The organism is Sorangium sp. So ce281 (assembly GCF_051527395.1).
In the GTDB taxonomy this organism is placed as follows: domain Bacteria; phylum Myxococcota_A; class Polyangia; order Polyangiales; family Polyangiaceae; genus Sorangium; species Sorangium cellulosum_B.
In genome coordinates this window covers 4,825,797-4,841,247 of record NZ_CP150322.1, presented here as the reverse complement: position 1 = coordinate 4,841,247, position 15,451 = coordinate 4,825,797, and the positions used below count along the sequence as shown (strand labels likewise).

11 protein-coding genes are annotated in these 15,451 nt (G+C 75.8%); 8 read left to right on the top strand and 3 right to left on the bottom strand.

Annotation, left to right across the window (positions count from 1 at the left end; genetic code table 11):
* Window positions 1-32 precede the first annotated feature (32 nt).
* Entirely contained in the window at window positions 33-674 is a 642-nt protein-coding gene (locus WMF27_RS18210; protein ID WP_437767612.1) for an RNA polymerase sigma factor, read from the bottom strand.
* A gap of 316 nt (window positions 675-990) precedes the next feature.
* Here WMF27_RS18210 and WMF27_RS18205 point away from each other — a divergent pair, with 316 nt between their 5' ends.
* Entirely contained in the window at window positions 991-1,542 is a 552-nt protein-coding gene (locus WMF27_RS18205) for a hypothetical protein (RefSeq protein ID WP_437767613.1), read from the top strand.
* Between the two features lie 209 nt (window positions 1,543-1,751).
* On the top strand, window positions 1,752-2,099 hold the full coding sequence (locus WMF27_RS18200; protein ID WP_437769836.1) for a septal ring lytic transglycosylase RlpA family protein: 348 nt from the start codon (window positions 1,752-1,754) through the stop codon (window positions 2,097-2,099).
* Window positions 2,100-2,114: 15 nt separating this feature from the next.
* On the opposite strand, the gene WMF27_RS18195 is transcribed toward WMF27_RS18200, so the two are convergent.
* Entirely contained in the window at window positions 2,115-4,535 is a 2,421-nt protein-coding gene (locus WMF27_RS18195; RefSeq protein ID WP_437767614.1) for a PQQ-binding-like beta-propeller repeat protein, read from the bottom strand.
* Between the two features lie 222 nt (window positions 4,536-4,757).
* On the opposite strand from WMF27_RS18195, the gene WMF27_RS18190 reads away from it, so the two are divergent.
* The 3 genes from WMF27_RS18190 (at window position 4,758) to WMF27_RS18180 (ending at window position 7,270) form a co-directional block, all read left to right on the top strand.
* Complete coding sequence (locus tag WMF27_RS18190; protein ID WP_437767615.1) at window positions 4,758-5,384, top strand: CDP-alcohol phosphatidyltransferase family protein; 627 nt, start codon at window positions 4,758-4,760, stop codon at window positions 5,382-5,384.
* A gap of 95 nt (window positions 5,385-5,479) precedes the next feature.
* Window positions 5,480-6,070, top strand: a complete 591-nt coding sequence (locus WMF27_RS18185) for a Uma2 family endonuclease (RefSeq protein ID WP_437767616.1) — start codon at window positions 5,480-5,482, stop codon at window positions 6,068-6,070.
* A gap of 174 nt (window positions 6,071-6,244) precedes the next feature.
* Window positions 6,245-7,270 (top strand): outer membrane protein assembly factor BamB family protein, encoded by a 1,026-nt coding sequence (locus WMF27_RS18180; protein ID WP_437767617.1) that lies wholly within the window; start codon window positions 6,245-6,247, stop codon window positions 7,268-7,270.
* Window positions 7,271-7,301: 31 nt separating this feature from the next.
* Here WMF27_RS18180 and WMF27_RS18175 read toward each other — a convergent pair whose 3' ends face one another.
* A complete protein-coding gene (locus tag WMF27_RS18175; protein ID WP_437767618.1) occupies window positions 7,302-8,036 on the bottom strand; it encodes a hypothetical protein in 735 nt (244 codons plus the stop codon).
* A 356-nt stretch (window positions 8,037-8,392) separates the two neighbouring features.
* Between WMF27_RS18175 and WMF27_RS18170 the strand changes: the two genes are divergently transcribed.
* The 3 genes from WMF27_RS18170 (at window position 8,393) to WMF27_RS18160 (ending at window position 15,386) form a co-directional block, all read left to right on the top strand.
* Window positions 8,393-9,877 carry a hypothetical protein gene (locus WMF27_RS18170; RefSeq protein WP_437767619.1) on the top strand — a complete coding sequence of 495 codons (1,485 nt, stop codon included), beginning with the start codon at window positions 8,393-8,395 and terminating at the stop codon, window positions 9,875-9,877.
* Between the two features lie 363 nt (window positions 9,878-10,240).
* Window positions 10,241-14,146, top strand: a complete 3,906-nt coding sequence (locus WMF27_RS18165; protein WP_437767620.1) for a serine/threonine-protein kinase — start codon at window positions 10,241-10,243, stop codon at window positions 14,144-14,146.
* A gap of 217 nt (window positions 14,147-14,363) precedes the next feature.
* Window positions 14,364-15,386 carry a methyltransferase gene (locus WMF27_RS18160; protein ID WP_437767621.1) on the top strand — a complete coding sequence of 341 codons (1,023 nt, stop codon included), beginning with the start codon at window positions 14,364-14,366 and terminating at the stop codon, window positions 15,384-15,386.
* Window positions 15,387-15,451: the final 65 nt, after the last annotated feature.

Sequence of the window (15,451 nt, the reverse complement as noted above, 5' to 3'; positions counted from 1 at the left end):
GGCCGCCGAGCCCCCTTCGGGGGAGGGAAACGTCACGCCGCGAGGCTGACGCTGGACAGCATCGCCTCCAGGCGGCTCTGGATCTTGTGGCGCTTCGAGTACACCGTCTTCACGCTGATCCTCATCCGCGCCGCGATCTGCTCCGGGGGCAGGCCCTCGGCGAAGTAGAGCGCGACGAACTCGCGGTCCTTGTTGGAGAAGGCGTGGAGCACCCGCCCCACGAGCGCGGCGCGCTCGCGGCGCTCGGCCTGCTCCTGCGGCGAGGGGCGCTCGCAGGGGAGCTCGACCGCCGCGTCGTCGAGCGGGGCGCAGCGCGGCGCGCGCCTCCTCGAGCGCAGGTGGTCGTACGCGCAGTGGACGGCGAGCGTGCCGATCCAGGAGCTCAGCCGCGCGCCGCGGCCCGCGTCGAAGGTCCTCAGCTTGCGCATGTCGTTCGAGAGCAGCTGCACGAGCAGCGTGGCGTGGATGTCGCGGATGTCGTCCTGCGCGACCACAGCGGAGAAGCGGGCGATCACGCCGCTGATGCAGCGGTGGACGAGCCGATCGTAGCGGGCGTGGAAGGCGCGCCAGGCGCGCTCGTCCCCCGCGATCATCGCCTCCACCAGCGCACCTTCGGCGAGATCGCCGAGGTCTTCCGGGCGTCCGCTGTCGCAGAGAAGCAAGTCCTTGGGCATGCCTGGCGCCTGTGCACCCGACGTGCCAGCGAGGACCGACGCGCGGAGGCGTGGCGCCGCTGCGCGGCGTCCTCGCCCGGCGGCGGCCGTCGTCGCGCGATCCGCCGCGCAGCGCCGGCGCGACGCGCGATCTCCGGGGCCGCGGAGCTCGGGCGACGAGCGCGCGTCGCAGGGGTCATCGCGGCGGCGGCGGGTCGTCGCGGAGCTGCGCGCGCCCGACGCGCTGTTAACGCGGGTTCACGCGGCCGGCGCCGTTCTGGGAGACCCGGCGCGCATGGGCTCGGCGCGCGGGCCTGTTTCGGGTTATGGACGGATCGTGCTCTCCGGTCGTGCCCTGGCCCTCGCGGTCCTCGCGTGGTCGCTCCTCAAGGTCGCGGTGCGCCGTCTCTTCGGCGACGGCCCGAGCGGGCTCGCGCTCTTCCGCGAGAACTACGACGCCGATGGCCTGCCGCCGCTCTCGCCCGCCGAGCGCGCGGCCCTGCCCCGCTTCTCCCGCTGCATCGCGTGCGGGCGCTGCGATCTCGGGGAGGCCGAGCGCATCGGGGCCTCCAGGGGGGCCTACCGCGGCCTCATGACCGTGGTGCTCGCGTCGTCGCGGAGCATGCCGGACTTCGACGCCGCCGCGCTCGCGCTCGCGCACGTGCCGGAGGAGGTGCTCGCCGAGAAGGAGAGGATCTGCCCGACCGGCGTGCCGTTCCGCGAGCTGGCCGGGTTCGTGCGGGCCAAGGCCAGGCCCCAGGCGGCGCCGTCCGTGGACGGGGCGGGGAGCGGCGAGCCCTCGGCCCTGGCCCTGGTCGCCGCGGTGACCTCGCCCGCGGCCGACCTCGACCCCTCGTCGGCCGAACGCGCCGCGCCCGAGGCGACGTGATGACGCTCCGTGGACGCCGCGGCGTGGCGAGGACGCTCGCCTTCCTCCTCCTCTCTTTCACCCCCGCCTGCTCCGCTCACCAGCCTGCAGCGCCCCGCACGGGAGCCGACGCGCCGATCGCGCGCGGCGTCGCGCCGAGCACCCCGCCGGCGCCCCCGCGGCACCAGGCCGAGGACGACGATCCGGACATCGACGGCGTCTCCACGCCGATCGCGCCCGAGAGCGCGCGGAGCGCGGCGAAGGGGACGGCGATCCAGCACGGGCGCGCCACCTACTACGCCGACAAGTTCAACGGCCGCCGCACCGCGAGCGGCGAGCGCTACAACCCGCGCGCGCTCACGGCCGCGCACCGGACGCTGCCCTTCGGCGCCGTGGTCGACGTGGTCCGCCGGGACGGCCGCCGCGTGCGCGTGCGGATCAACGACCGCGGCCCGTTCAAGCGCGGGAGGATCATCGATCTGTCGCGCAAGGCCGCCGAGCGGATCGGGCTCATCCGGGACGGCGTCACCCAGGTGACGCTCGAGCTCATCTGGAAGCCGGCGCGGCGGCCGCGCTGACGCGCGCCGCCGCGGCTACTGGACGAGGCTGAGCCGCGGGGCCGCGGCGAAGGCCGCGAGGTGGCCGCTCTCCTCGGCCACGTAGACGTCGCACCGCTCGTCCACCCGCAGGAGATCCGGGATGAGGTCGGTCGGCACCTTGCCGAGCAGCGCGCCGTCGCGCGGCCGGACGACGTGCACCTCGCTCTGCGGCACGAACAGCGCGCCCGAGCGGAGCACCGGCTCGAGGCGCCGCGGCCTGTCGCCCTCGACGCCGCCCGCGATGACGTGCCGGTACCGGACCGCGCCGTCGTGCGCGCCGATCCCGACGATCTCGCCTGCCTCGCTGTTCACGACGACCACGTCGTCCACCATGAGGCACGAGGCCGTCGCCGCGCACGCGGTCAGGTCGAAGCGCGTCGCCCCGGTGCGGCGATCGAGCCCCACGAGCCCCGTGCCGCGCCGCCCGTGGGTCACCACGCACACCGTCTCGGGCCCGAGCAGCGGCGCGCCGACCGGCGCCACGTGCTTCGGCAGATCGACCGTCCACCGCGCCTCGCCGGACCACGGGTCGAGGTGGTGCAGCCGCGCCCCGCCGCGGCCGACGAAGGCGCCGTCGCCCGCCAGCGCGAAGAGCGCGTCGTGATCGACCGCCACCGGCGACGCGAACGGGAGCCGGTCGCAGAAGCGCCACACGACCTCGCCGCTCAGCACGTCGAGCGCCGCGAGGGCCGGCTCGCCGCTGCCCACGAGGACGAGCTTGCCCGCGCGGCGGAGCCGGAAGTTCTCGCCGCGCCGCGCGGCGTAGCGCCAGCGCACCTCGCCGGAGTAGAGGTCCACGGCCGCGAGGTGGCGCGTCCCCTCGCTCACGATGAGCATCCGCGGCAGCCCGGGGGCGCTCACCACCGCGCCCGAGGCGTTCGCGCCCACGCGCGGCGAGAGCCGCGTCGACCAGGCGACCTCGCCGCTCGACAGATCGTGCAGCTGCAGCGTGCCGTCGGGCAGGAGCCGCCCGAGGCCGACCGGCGTCATCACCGAGACCGCGCGCGGCGCAGGCTTGCGCCACAGGCACTCGCCGGTGCGCCGATCGATGCACGTCAGCTCGCGCGTCGAGCCCACCACCAGCACGTCGCCGCAGAGGAAGGTGGCGCGGAGATCGAGCGACGGGATCGCCGCGATCCACCGGGCCGTGAAGCGCAGGCGCGTCCGCCCGAACGTGTCCTCGGCGGCGGCCTGCGGGCGCGCCGCCGCCGCCGCGAAGGCGCGGTACGTCTCCGGGGCCACGTTGATCTTCGCGTCGTTGCGCGTGAGCTCGCGGAGCCGCTCGGCGAGCTCGCGGACGCGCGCCCGGAACTCGAACAGGCGCAGGTTCGACGCCTGCCCGCGATCGCGGCGCACCAGGCTGCGCGCCAGCGCCCGCCCGAACGCGACCACGCCCTGGGCGAGCGCCGCCACGTCGACGGCCGGGAAGGTCCAGGTCTGCGCCCGCTCCTCGGCGGCCGCGAACGAGGGGACGCGGCCGGCGCCGGGCGCGCGGGGATCCGCGGAGGGGACGCGGCCCACGCGGGGCACGCCGAGCGTGAGCGACAGCGCCCCCTCGCTGTGCAGCCGGACGCCGAGGATCGCGCCGCCGACGGTCAGCCGCCGGTGGTAGGGCTGGCGCCGCGCCCACGCGTCGAGCGACTCGAGCGACAGCGACGCGAGCTGCTCGGCGAACGGGAAGACGAAGACGTCGGGCAGCTCCCGCGCCTCCTCGCCCACGAGCACGCGGATCTTGCCCCGGAAGAGGAGCGAGAACAGGTCGGCCCGGAGCACGGCCGGCTGCGTGAGCGCCGCGCCCTGCGACGTGCGCAGGAGCGCCTCGGCCGCGATGGCGATCGGGATCTCGCCGGTCGGCTCGACGCCCACGATCGCGGGCTCTCCCCCCGCCTCGTCGGGCGAGAACGGCAGGGAGGCCGCGAGGCACCGCCGCGCGGCCGGGAGCCGCAGCTCGCCGAGCCCGCCGAGCTCCGCGTCGTTGTCGGCGACGGCGTCGCGGCGCGCGCCCCTGTGCGAGGCGAACCGGTCGATGGCCGCGAGGAGGCGCGCGCAGAGCGCTTCGCCGTCGAAGCGCCGCTCGTGCAGGGCGACCTCGGGCACGTCCCCGCCCTGGAAGACGGTGACGAGGAGGTCGCGGCCCACGCGCTCCAGCCCGAGCTCCCAGGGGTCGGGCTCGAGGCACAGGCGCACGACCGCGCGCGCGCGGCGTCCGGAGGCGAGCTCCGCCGCGGCCTCGGCGAGCTCGCAGAGCAGCGGCAGCGCTTCAGCCTCGGCGCGTAGCGGCAGCGCCGCTCCATCGAGCGGAGGAGGCGCGTTGCGCGCCCCCTCCAGGACGAAGTCGAGCACATCGTGCAGCGACGTGCGCTCGGGCTCCGGTGAGCAACGGGTGTTGTCGGCGACAAGTGACAGTCCGGGCATCCGCCGACGGATGCTAGGCAGTGCGCGGCCCGGTCCTAAGTTTTGTGCGCGGATCGCCGCGGAGTGGACAAGCACGTGCCACCTGGCTAGACGGTGCCGGCGCCGGGCGCGCCGCGGCCCGAGGCGCCCTGCGACGCGAGGACGCCCCGAGGACGGCGACGTGCGCCCCGCAGAATGGTTGGCAATCGAACCGGACGTGCGACACTGCGCACTCCGAGCGCCATGCCTGCCGAGAGACCGCCCCATTTCTCGATGCTCCGGTCGTTCGCGCTCGCCGACTTCGTCACGCTGGCGAACGCGGCGAGCGGCACGCTGAGCATCCTGCTTTGCCTGAACTACGTGGCCGAGCGCGAGCGCATCCATATCTGGGTGGCCTTCGGGCTCCTGCCGTTCGCGCTGGCGTGCGACGTCCTCGACGGCACGATCGCGCGCTGGCGTCGCAAGCACTCGCCGCTCGGGGCCGATCTCGACTCCCTCGCCGACGTGGTCTCGTTCGGCGTCGCGCCCGCGGTGCTCGGCTACGCGCTCGGCCTGCGCGGGCCGTGGGACGCCGCCGCCCTCGTCTACTTCGTCGCGTGCGGGATCAGCCGCCTCGCGCGGTACAACGTGACGGCGGCCGAGCTGTCGGACGAGCGAGGAAAGGTGCGCTACTACGAGGGGACGCCGATCCCCACGAGCCTGCTCATCGTGCTGCTCTTCGGGGTGCTCTTTGCCACGGGGCGCGTGCACGAGCAGCTGTGGCTCGGGTCCATCGCGCTCGGCCCCTGGGCGTTCCACCCGCTCAGCCTGGTCTATGTCGTGAGCGGCAGCGCCATGGTCAGCGGCACGTTGAGGATACCGAAGCCGTAACGGGTGAGGGGCGGGCGCGCGGCGCCGCGCGAGCGTTCAGGTTCGGCGCGCCACACACCCTTGCCACTCCCTGGGCGTCCAGGCAGGCTCCGGTCATGGGTCAGCCCGCCGAGAAGCAACCCCGCGCCACGTACGCGGACCTCGAAGCCGTCCCGTCGAACAAGGTGGCGGAGCTCGTCCGCGGCACCCTGCACGTGTTCCCCCGGCCGGCGCCGCGACATGCGCGAGCCGCGTCCAGGCTTGGGGGGAAGCTGTCCGGCCCCTTCGACCTGGGCGAAGGCGGGCCGGGCGGCTGGACCATCCTGGTCGAGCCTGAGCTGCACTTCCCCGACCCGCACGCGGCTGGTGAGTTCGACGCGCTCGTGCCCGACCTCGCCGGCTGGCGGATCGAGCGTATGCCCGAGCTGCCCGAGACGGCCTTCTTCCCGCTCGCTCCCGACTGGATCTGCGAGATCCTGAGCCCGTCGACCGAGGACGTCGATCGCACGGAGAAGATGCCCCTCTATGCGCGCGAAGGCGTGCTCCACGCGTGGCTCGTCGATCCAATCCGGCGCACCCTCGAGGTCTTCTCGCTCGTCGCGGGCAGGGGCTGGGAGCCCGGCCCCGTCCACCGCGACGCGGCGCGGGTCCGGGTCGTGCCCTTCGACGCCATCGAGATCGATCTCTCGGTGCTCTGGTCGAAGTAGCGGAGGCGAGCCCCGGGTCCGGCGGCCCGCGCACGGTCGCTCTCGATCACGGGCACCCGGCGGCGATAGACTGTCCGGATGCGGCCCTGCAGGAGCTGTGGAGCCTCGCTGGAGGCAAGTCGTGATGGGATCGCATGCCCGCGCTGCGGCGCTGACGCCCCCGGCGTCGCAGGCGTGGCTGCGCCGCCGGGCGCGCGCGCGCCCGCGCCGGGGCCATCCCGGGCGACGAAGGCGCTCCTCGCCGCGGCGATGGCCGCGGTCGGGATCGGCTTCGCGGTGATGTTCTTCGCGCGCGTCGACCCGCCGAAGGAGCCCGCGCCGCGCGCGCGCCCGCTCTCCACCCAGCTCGACGCCCTCTGCTTCGTGGACGCGAACGGCGACGACGCGCCCGACCCGGTGCTGTGGCAGGACGGCAAGACCCGCGGGCGCGTGGTGGCCGTCGACGGGCGCAGCGGGCAGGGGATCTGGGCCTCGCTGGAGATCGAGGAGCCGGACGCGCTCGCCTGCGCGGACCCGAACACGGTGCTCGCGGGCGGGGGCGACGCCGCGGTGCGCGCGCTGGACGCCCGCACCGGCAAGGCGCGCTGGGTGGCGGACCTCCCCGGGGTCCCCGACGAGATCGCGGGGGGCGACGGCTGCGCGACCGTGGTGATGAAGGACGGCACGGCGACCGGGATCAAGCTCGAAGGGGGCGCGGCGGCCGACTGCCCGACGGCGCCGCCTCCGTCGGCGATCACGGGGCAGTTCTGGGAGCGCAAGAAGAACCCCCAGGTGGTCCAGGCCGGCGGCGTGGAGGTCGTGCTCAGCGCGCCGGCCGGGGGCCCGCCGCGGCTCACCGTCGAGGGGCGGCGCGGCGGCGAGTCGCTCTGGAAGAAGGAGCTGGCCGCGCGCGCGCCGCTCTCCGGCGGGCGGCCCGACCTGTTCCTCGTCGCGAGCGGCGGCGCCGCCGTCGTCGTCGGCGTCGACGTGGTGAACGGCGCCGAGCCGCGGATCATCGCCCTCGATCCGGTGTCCGGGGCCGCGCGGTACGAGCGCGCCGCGGCCTACCTCGGCGACCGGCTCACGGCGGCGAAGGCGTCCGGCCCCTACGTCTACGTCGTCAGCGGCGCCGCGGTGAGCGGCGCTGCGCTGCGCGCGATCGACCCGGCGACCGGAGAGACCGCGTGGCGCGCGACCACGCCGCCGGCGCCGTCGCCGTGAGCCGGTCGCCGGCGTGGCCCGCGGCGCGCCCTCAGCAGAGGCAGCCCACGAACGTGCCCGAGAACAGCGGTCGCTCCATCACGGCGGCGCCGCACGTCGGGCACGTATCGCCGAGCTTGAGCTCGCGGGGCTGCGGCGCCGGCTTCGCCGGCTGCGCGGAAGGGGATGGCCCCGCGACGGCGAGCGGCTGGAACTCCACGATCGACACGCGCGAGAACCCCTGCCTCGGCGTGGCGCTGCGCTGCGGCGACGTCAGGAGATCCTGCTTGCTGCGGACCGGCAGGATGGGCCGCGACATGTTGATGTACGCGAGCTCGATCGTGTAGAGCGCCGGATCGAGCATGCGCGGGTCCTCCGGCTGGACGATCCCGTGCTGGAAGGCCTCGATCAGCATGTCGACGTCCGTCCTCGCGTTGCGGTTGCGCGCGGCGTCGACCAGGAAGAGGCCATTGCCGTAGTAGGCGGCGTTGAGCCAGAAGCCGGTGCCCGCGGTGTGGTAGCCGCCGGTCGCCCACTTGTACCCGCGCAGCGAGCGCACGTGGGTCGTCAGCGCGTTCGCGAGCGCGTACGACGTCATGCCGAGGGGCAAGAGGCTCACGAGCGCCGCCGGGTGGAAGTTCAGGCAATCGCTGCAACAGACAGGCACCGTCGGCACGAGCGCCTGCGCGGGATCGATGCAGACCTGGACTTCCGATTCGCTGCGATAGCAGCCGGTAAAACACGAATGCCGCTCGACGGCGGCCAGGAGCGCGGCGGGAAGTGCCATGCGGGGAACTATACCGTCCACGAGGGCGCATGGCTGCCACGAGGCGCAGCGCCGCCGCCGTTGTCCGAGGCGCGCGGGCCGCGGCGAGCCCAGGTGTTCACGACGTTCGCGCGCACGTGGCCGCGTGGTCGCGTCTCGCATCTCGCCTGCTCGCATGATCGCGAGCAGACGAGCGCAATTGCGTCCTTCGTGCGCCTGTCACAGGATCGCCGCGTGCCGATCGCCGTACACCCTGGGCGCTTGCTCCGCTGCCGGTGCGTCCTCGATGGAGATCGCGTGGAGCGGCGCGGGCTCCGGTCCAGCGCGGGCGTCAGCGCCTCGTGGCCACCGGAGTGCCGCGCGGACGCGCAGGCGGCGTGACGGGGCGGGGGCGTTCGCTGCTCGTTGCGCTCGCCGGCGCGCTCTCGGCGCTGCTCCCGGCGCTCGCGCTCTCGGGGTTCACGGTCGACGACGCCCTGATCACGGCGCGTTATGCGCACCACCTCGCCCGGGGGCTGGGCTACCGCTTCAACGCGGCCGGGCCGGTGACCGACGGCGTGACGCCGCTCGGGTGGGCGTTCGTGCTGGCGCCGTTCGCGGCCGGCGGGCCGCTCGCCGCCCTCGCGGCCGCGAAGGCGCTCGGCGCCCTCGCGTGGACGCTCGCCGCCGGCGTCCTGGCGCTCGCGATCGATCGGGCGTCCGCTCGTCCCATCCGGTTCGCGGCGCTCGCGCTCGTGCCGGCGTCGGCGCCGCTCGCCGCCTGGAGCGTGGCGGGCATGGAGACGGGCGTCGTCGCGGCGCTCGGGGCGCTCGCCGTCGCGCTGCCGTCGCTCGGCCGCGCGCTCGCCGGCGCGGCCTGCGCCGGGGCCGCGGCGGCGCTCCGGCCGGAGCTCCTGCCGTTCGCGCTCGTCGTCGCGCTCTCGGCCCAGGCGGCCCCGCGCCGCGACGCCGCGGGGGGCGCGCCGCCGCGGCCCGCGTGGGCGCGAGCGCTCGCCGCGCTCGCGCTCGCGGGCCTCCCGTTCGTCGCCGTGGCCCTGGCGCGCCTCTCGATCTTCGGGCGGGCCGCGCCGCTCGCCGCGCTCGCGAAGGCGCCGGACGCGGCGCTCGGGGCCCGGTACGCGCTCGCGTGTTTCCTCCTGACCGGCCCTGCGGCGCTGATCGCGCCGGCCGCGTGGCGCGCGCTCCCCGCGTGGCCGCGCGGGCTGCTCGCGGCGGTCGCGGTGCACTTCCTCGCGGTCGCGGCGGCGGGCGGCGACTGGATGCCGCTCTCGCGGCTCGTCGTCCCGGCGCTGCCCGCCGTGGTGCTCGCGGCGGCCCACGTCGCCTCGGTGGCGGATGCGCGCGCCACGGCGGTCCGGTTCGCGCTCGCGCTCGCGGGGGAGCTCTTCGTGATGGTCCGGGTCGGGCCGACCGCCGCGCGGGTGGGCAGCGACCGGCTGCGCGTCGTCGAGGAGCTCCGCGGCGCGCTCGCCGGGGCGGAGGTCGTCGCGGCGCTCGACATCGGCTGGCTCGGGGCGGCGACGGGCGCGACCCTCGTCGATCTCGCGGGGGTCACGGATCCGGCGATCGCGGCGCTGCCCGGCGGGCACACCACGAAGCGGATCCCCGGGGCGCTGCTCGACGCGCGCCGGGTGGACGCGCTGGTGCTGCTGCTCGCCGAGGGCGAGGCGCCCGCGTCGCCGTGGCCCGCGTCGCGGTTCGCGCGCGGGGTGGAGCAGCGCGTCGCGCGCCTGCCCGGCGCTGGCGACGCGTTCGCCCCCGTGGCGGTGAGCGGCGTGCCGCACCTCCGCTACGTGGTGCTGCGGCGGCGCGCAGGCGACGCGGACGCAGGCAAAGCGCCCGTGGAGCCACAGGCGGATTGATCCCTCCTGAACAGGGCAGAGTTCAAACCGCCAAGGGCGCCAAGGACGCCAAGATTTTTTCATTTCTTGGCGTCCTTGGCGTCCTTGGCGGTTCATCTCTCGGTTGATGGCGCTCTCGCCGCGCCTGCGGTGCGCGACGACACGTCGGTGAGCCGGCGAGGTGCGCCGGCGTGTGCGCCGCGCCGACGCGAGCGCCGGCGCCGCGACATGCGTCCCCGGGAGGTGGCTCGGCCAGGGGATCGGCCGCGGTGAGCCGGCGCGCACGCCGCGCGGCGTCGAGCGAAGTGACAGTGGACGGACGGCGCGCGCCGCTGGCACGCTGTGCAATAGCGGTAGAGCGCCCGCCAGGAGCGCGTCAGCTCGATGCAGGCAGGAGAGGTCGTCGACGACCGGTTCGAGATCGAGGAGCACGCCGCCTCGGGCGGGACGGCGCGCGTGTACCGCGCGCGCGACCTCCGGTCCGGCGAGCTCGTCGCGCTCAAGCTCCTCCAGACCGCCGCGACCGCGTCGCTGAGCGCCCTCGCGCGCGAGCATCTCGCCCTCGCGACGCTCGCGATCCCCGGCGTCGCCCGTTACGTCGCGCACGGAGCGACGGGCGGGGGCCGGCTCTACCTCGCGATGGAGTGGCTCGACGGCGAGACCCTCTCGGAGCGGCTCGATCGCGGCCCGCTCCCCCTCGCCGAGGGCCTCACGCTCGCCGCGGGCATCGCCGGCACGCTCGCCGCCGTCCACCAGCTCGGGTTCGTGCACTGCGACGTGAAGCCGGGCAACCTCATCCTCGAGGGCGGCGACCTCCAGCGCGTCCGGCTCATCGACTTCGGCGTCGCGCGCTTCTCCGGGGATGACGAGGAGGAGTTCCCGACGCTCGGCGACATCCGCGGCACGCCCCAGTACATGGCCCCGGAGCAGGCCCGCGGCGAGCCGCAGATCGACGCGCGCGCCGACGTGTTCGCGCTCGGCAGCGTGCTCTTCGAGTGCCTCACCGGGCGCGCCGCGTTCGGCGGCAGCGACCCGCTCTCGGTCCTCATGAAGGTCCTCCTCGAGGAGCCGCCGCGGCTCAGGGAGCTCCGCGACGACGTCCCGGCCTGGCTCGATCGGCTCGTCGCGCGGATGCTGTCGAAGGCGCGGGAGTCCCGGCCGCGCGACGCGGGCGTCGTCGCGGCGGCGCTCGCCTCGGGGGCGCTGGATTCACGCCACGACGCGGGCCCGCCGTCGCTGCAGCCCCCGTCGTCCCACCCGCCGGCGCGGCGCGGCCGCGAGATCACGACCAGCGAGCGGAAGGTCATGTGCCTCCTCCTCGCCCGGGAGGGCCAGTCTGACGCGGAGGCGACGCTCTCCGACGTCGAGGACGAGGCGAGGGCGCGGGCGATCCGCGAGATCGTCGAGCGCCACCGCGGCCGGGTCGAGCTCCTGGAGGCGCGGTGGCTGCTCGTGACGCTCTCGGGATCGGCCGCGCCCACCGACCTCGCAGCGCAGGCGGCCCGCTGCGCCCTCTCGCTCAGGGAGCTGCTCGGCGGCGCCCGCCTCTCGCTCGTCATCGGCCGGGCCGAGGTCGCCGCGCGGCTGCCGGTCGGCGCGGTGATCGATCGCCTCGTGCAGCTCGTCCAGGGCAGCCGAGAGCCCCTCCATCCGGCGGCGATCCGCATCGACGACACGACCGCCGGCCTGCTCGGCGCGCGGTTCGACGCCACCCGGGACGCGTCGGGGTGCTGGCTCCACGGCGCGCGCGAGGAGCCCCAGACGCAGCCCTCGCTCCTCGGCCGGCCGGCGCCCTACGTCGGGCGCGAGCGCGAGCTCGGGCTGATCGAGGCCGAGATCGACGCCTGCGCCCGCGGGGCGGCGCCGGGCGCGGTGCTGGTGACGGGCGCGGTGGGGTCGGGCAAATCGCGCCTCTGTTACGAGCTCGTCCGCGCGCTCGGGGCGCGCAGCGAGCCCCTCGCGGTGTGGCTCGGCCAGGCGGACCCGATGAGCGCCGGCTCCGCCTTCGGCCTGCTCCAGCGCGCGCTCCGCCGCGGGCTCGGCCTGCGCGACGGCGAGCCGCTCGACTCGAAGCGGCGCAAGATCCGCGCGCGCGTCGAGCGCCGCTGCGGCGCCGCGGCGGCCGCGCGCATCGCGCCGTTCCTCGGCGAGCTCGCGGGCGCGCCGTTCCCGGACGACGACGACGTGCAGCTCAGGGCGGCGCGGCGGCACCCGCTCCTGATGAGCGACCAGCTGCGCCTCGCGTGGGAGGATTTCCTCGACGCCGAGTGCGCCGCGCAGCCGGTGCTCCTCGTGCTCGACGACCTCCACTGGGGCGACCTGCCGACCGTGACGCTGGTCGAGGCCGCGCTGCGCAACCTGAAGGGCAGGCGGTTCGCGGTGCTCGCGCTGGCGCGTCCCTCCGTGCACGAGCTCTTCCCGGGGCTCTGGGGGCCTCACCTCGTCCGGGAGGTCCGCCTCGCTCCGCTCGCGCCGTCGGGCGCGGAGCGGCTCGTGCGGGAGGCGCTCGGCGCCCGGGCGAGCGCGGAGCTCGTGAGGACGCTCGTCGAGCGCGCCGACGGCAACGTGTTCTATCTGGAGGAGCAGATCCGCGCCGCCGCCCGCGGCCGGGCCGCGGCGCCGCCGGAGACGGTGCTCGCGATGGTGCAGGCCGGGCTCGACGCGCTCGACCCGGAGGCGCGCCGCGTGCTGCGCGCCGCGAGCGTCTTCGGCGAGGCGTTCTCCGAGGCGGGGGTCGCCGCGCTCGTGGGCCGGTCGGAGGTCGCGCGCGAGGTCGACGAGCTCGTGCGGCACGAGGCGATCGTGCGGATCGGTCCGCGGAGCGCGGCCGGCGACGCCGCGCTCCGGTTCCGCCACGCGCTCATCCGCGAGGCCGCCTACGGCATGCTGACCGAGGGCGACCGGCGGCTCGGCCACGCGCTCGCGGGCGGCTTCCTCGCGCAGCGCGGCGAGGCCGACCCCATGGCGCTCGCCGAGCACTTCGAGCGCGGCGGCGAGCCCGCGCGCGCGGCCACGGCGTACCTCGCGGCCGCGCGGCAGGCGCTGCGGGGCAACGACCTCGGCGCGGTGCTGGCGCGCGCGGCGCGCGGCGTCGCGTGTGATCCGGCGCCCGCCACCGTGGGCGAGCTCCGCCTGCTCGAGAGCCAGGCGCACTTCTGGCGCGGCGATCTCGCGCTCGCCGAGGAGCGCGCCGCGGCCTCCGCGGAGCACCTCGCGGAGGGATCCGCCGCCTGGTTCGCCGCGCTGACCCGGATCATCATCGCCGCGGGCGCCACGGGCGGCCTCGAGCGCGTCGAGCGCTGGGCCGCCGTCGCGCGCGGCACGCCTGCGCCCCTCGAGGACGGGAGCTCCGCCAAGAGCGCCTGCCTGAGCTCCGCCGCGCTCATGCTGATCTTCGGCGGCCGCTATGCGCTGGCCGACGCGCTGCTCGAGAGCGCGGAGCGCGCGATCGAGGGCGCCCCGGCGCCGGATCTCGAGGCCGTGGCGAACCTCCACGAGGCGCGCGCGATCCGCGCGCACGCGGGCGGCGACCCCGGCGCGAGCCTCGCGGGCATCGCGGCGGCGCTCGCGGCGTTCGAGCAGGCCGGCGACGTGCGGCGGGCGTGCATGGCGCGCATGAACCTCGGCTACTCGTACGGCCAGGTGGGTCAGCTCGAGGAGGCCGAGGCGGCGCTGCGCCAGGCGCTCGCCGAGTCGGAGCGCATGGAGCTGCGCGGCACCACGGCGTACGTCCTCCAGAACCTCGGCCTGGTGCTCTCCTACCGCGGCCGGCTCGACGAGGCGAGATCGGTCGAGGAGACCGCGTGCGCGATGCTGGAGCGCCACGGCGACGTGCGCATGGAGGGCTGCGCGCGCGTCTACCTCGCGAGCATCCTGCTCCTCGCGGGCGATCCCGAGGCGGCGGCGCGCGAGGCGCGGGCCGCGGACGCGATCCTCGAGCGGGCCCCGCCGATGCGCGCCTACGCCGTCGCGGTGCTCGGGCGCGCGCTGCTCCACCTCGGCAGCCCCGGCGACGCGCTCGCCGCCGCCGAGCGCGCGCGCGCGCTGCTCGACGAGGTGGGCGTGGAGGAGGGCGAGTCGGTGGTGCGCCTGGTCTATGCCGAGGCGCTGTCGGTCTGCGGGCGCGGCGCCGAGGCCGCGGAGGCGATCGCCGAGGCGCGCGATCGCCTGCTCGCGCGCGCCGAGAAGATCAGCGACGGCGCGTTCCGGGCGCACTTCCTGGAGCGGGCCGTGGACAACGCGCGCACGCTCGAGCTCGCGCGGGCGTGGCTGGGCGAGGCGGCGGAGTAGCCGAGCGCGCTCGTCGCTCCTGGCGAGGAGCGCCGCGCGATCCGCGCGCCCGCCCCCGCGCCGCCGGGGTGGCCTGCGCCGTCGTTTTCCGGTCGACCGCTCGACCGCGAGGTCGGATCCGGTAGCTTGCTCCTCGCCTGCGCCGGGGGGCGGCCTGGCATCGCGGGCGTGCGCTGCCAGGCGGGCGAGCGGACGGGCACGAACGAGAGAGGAGGTCATGATGTCGCACCAGGATGCGGGGCCGTCTCCCGCGCTGTTGATGGATGCGTTGAGCGCCCACGTGCGTACGGCGGCGCTGAAGGGGGCCATCGAGCTCGACCTGTTCACCGCGATCGCGGCGGGCAGCGAGACCGTCGCGGCGCTGGCCGGCGCCTGCGGCGCGTCGGAGCGCGGCATCCGCATTCTCTGCGATTACCTGGTCCTCCTCGGGTTCCTGACCAAGGACGAGCGGCTGCATTACCGCCTGACGGCCGACTCGGCTGCATTTCTCGACCGGCGCTCGCCCCTGTACCTGGGTGGGGTCACCGAGTTCGTCCTCTCGCCCATGGTGATGGAGGCCCACCGGGATATCGCCGCTGCGGTGCGCAAGGGCGGGACGGTGCTGCCCGACGAGGGGTCGATGGCGCCCGAGCACCCGGTGTGGGTGAGGTTCGCGCGCGCCATGGCCCCGTTGATGCGGCTCACGGCGCAGCTCATGGCGAACGTCGTCGAGGTGCCGGGCGGCAGGCCGGCGCGCGTGCTCGACGTGGCGGCGGGCCACGGCGTCTTCGGGATCACGCTGGCCCAGCGCCATCCAGGCGTCGAGGTCGTGGCGCTCGACTGGCCCGCGGTGCTGGAGGTGGCGCGGGAGAACGCGGAGGCCGCCGGCGTGGCCGATCGGTGGCGGCCGCTCCCCGGCAGCGCGTTCGATCAGCCGTTCGGCGAGGGGTACGACCTGGTGCTGCTCACGAACTTCCTGCACCACTTCGACGTGCCGACGTGTGAAGCGCTCCTGCGCAAGGCGCGCGCCGCGCTGTCCGAGGGCGGCCGGGTGGTCACGGTGGAGATCGTTCCGAACGAGGACCGCGTCTCGCCCCCGAGCGCGGCCGCGTTCGCCATGACGATGCTCGTCCAGACGTCGCGGGGCGACGCCTATACGGCAGCGGAGCTCGGCGCGATGCTCGGCCGCGCGGGGTTCTCGCGGACGGAGTTTCATCCGCTGCCGCCCTCGACGCAGCACCTGGCCATTTCCTACTGCTAGCGAGCGGGCGGCACGACCGCCTGACCGCGAGCGAGCGGGCGGTGCTACGCCTCGTCGGAGGGCGG

Coding starts and splice junctions, on each gene's coding strand:
- WMF27_RS18210 (WP_437767612.1), bottom strand. CDS start 674: ATGCCCAAGGACTTGCTTCTCTGCGACAGCGGACGCCCGGAAGACCTC.
- WMF27_RS18195 (WP_437767614.1), bottom strand. CDS start 4,535: ATGCCCGGACTGTCACTTGTCGCCGACAACACCCGTTGCTCACCGGAG.
- WMF27_RS18190 (WP_437767615.1), top strand. CDS start 4,758: ATGCCTGCCGAGAGACCGCCCCATTTCTCGATGCTCCGGTCGTTCGCG.
- WMF27_RS18185 (WP_437767616.1), top strand. CDS start 5,480: ATGGGTCAGCCCGCCGAGAAGCAACCCCGCGCCACGTACGCGGACCTC.
- WMF27_RS18175 (WP_437767618.1), bottom strand. CDS start 8,036: ATGGCACTTCCCGCCGCGCTCCTGGCCGCCGTCGAGCGGCATTCGTGT.
- WMF27_RS18165 (WP_437767620.1), top strand. CDS start 10,241: ATGCAGGCAGGAGAGGTCGTCGACGACCGGTTCGAGATCGAGGAGCAC.
- WMF27_RS18160 (WP_437767621.1), top strand. CDS start 14,364: ATGATGTCGCACCAGGATGCGGGGCCGTCTCCCGCGCTGTTGATGGAT.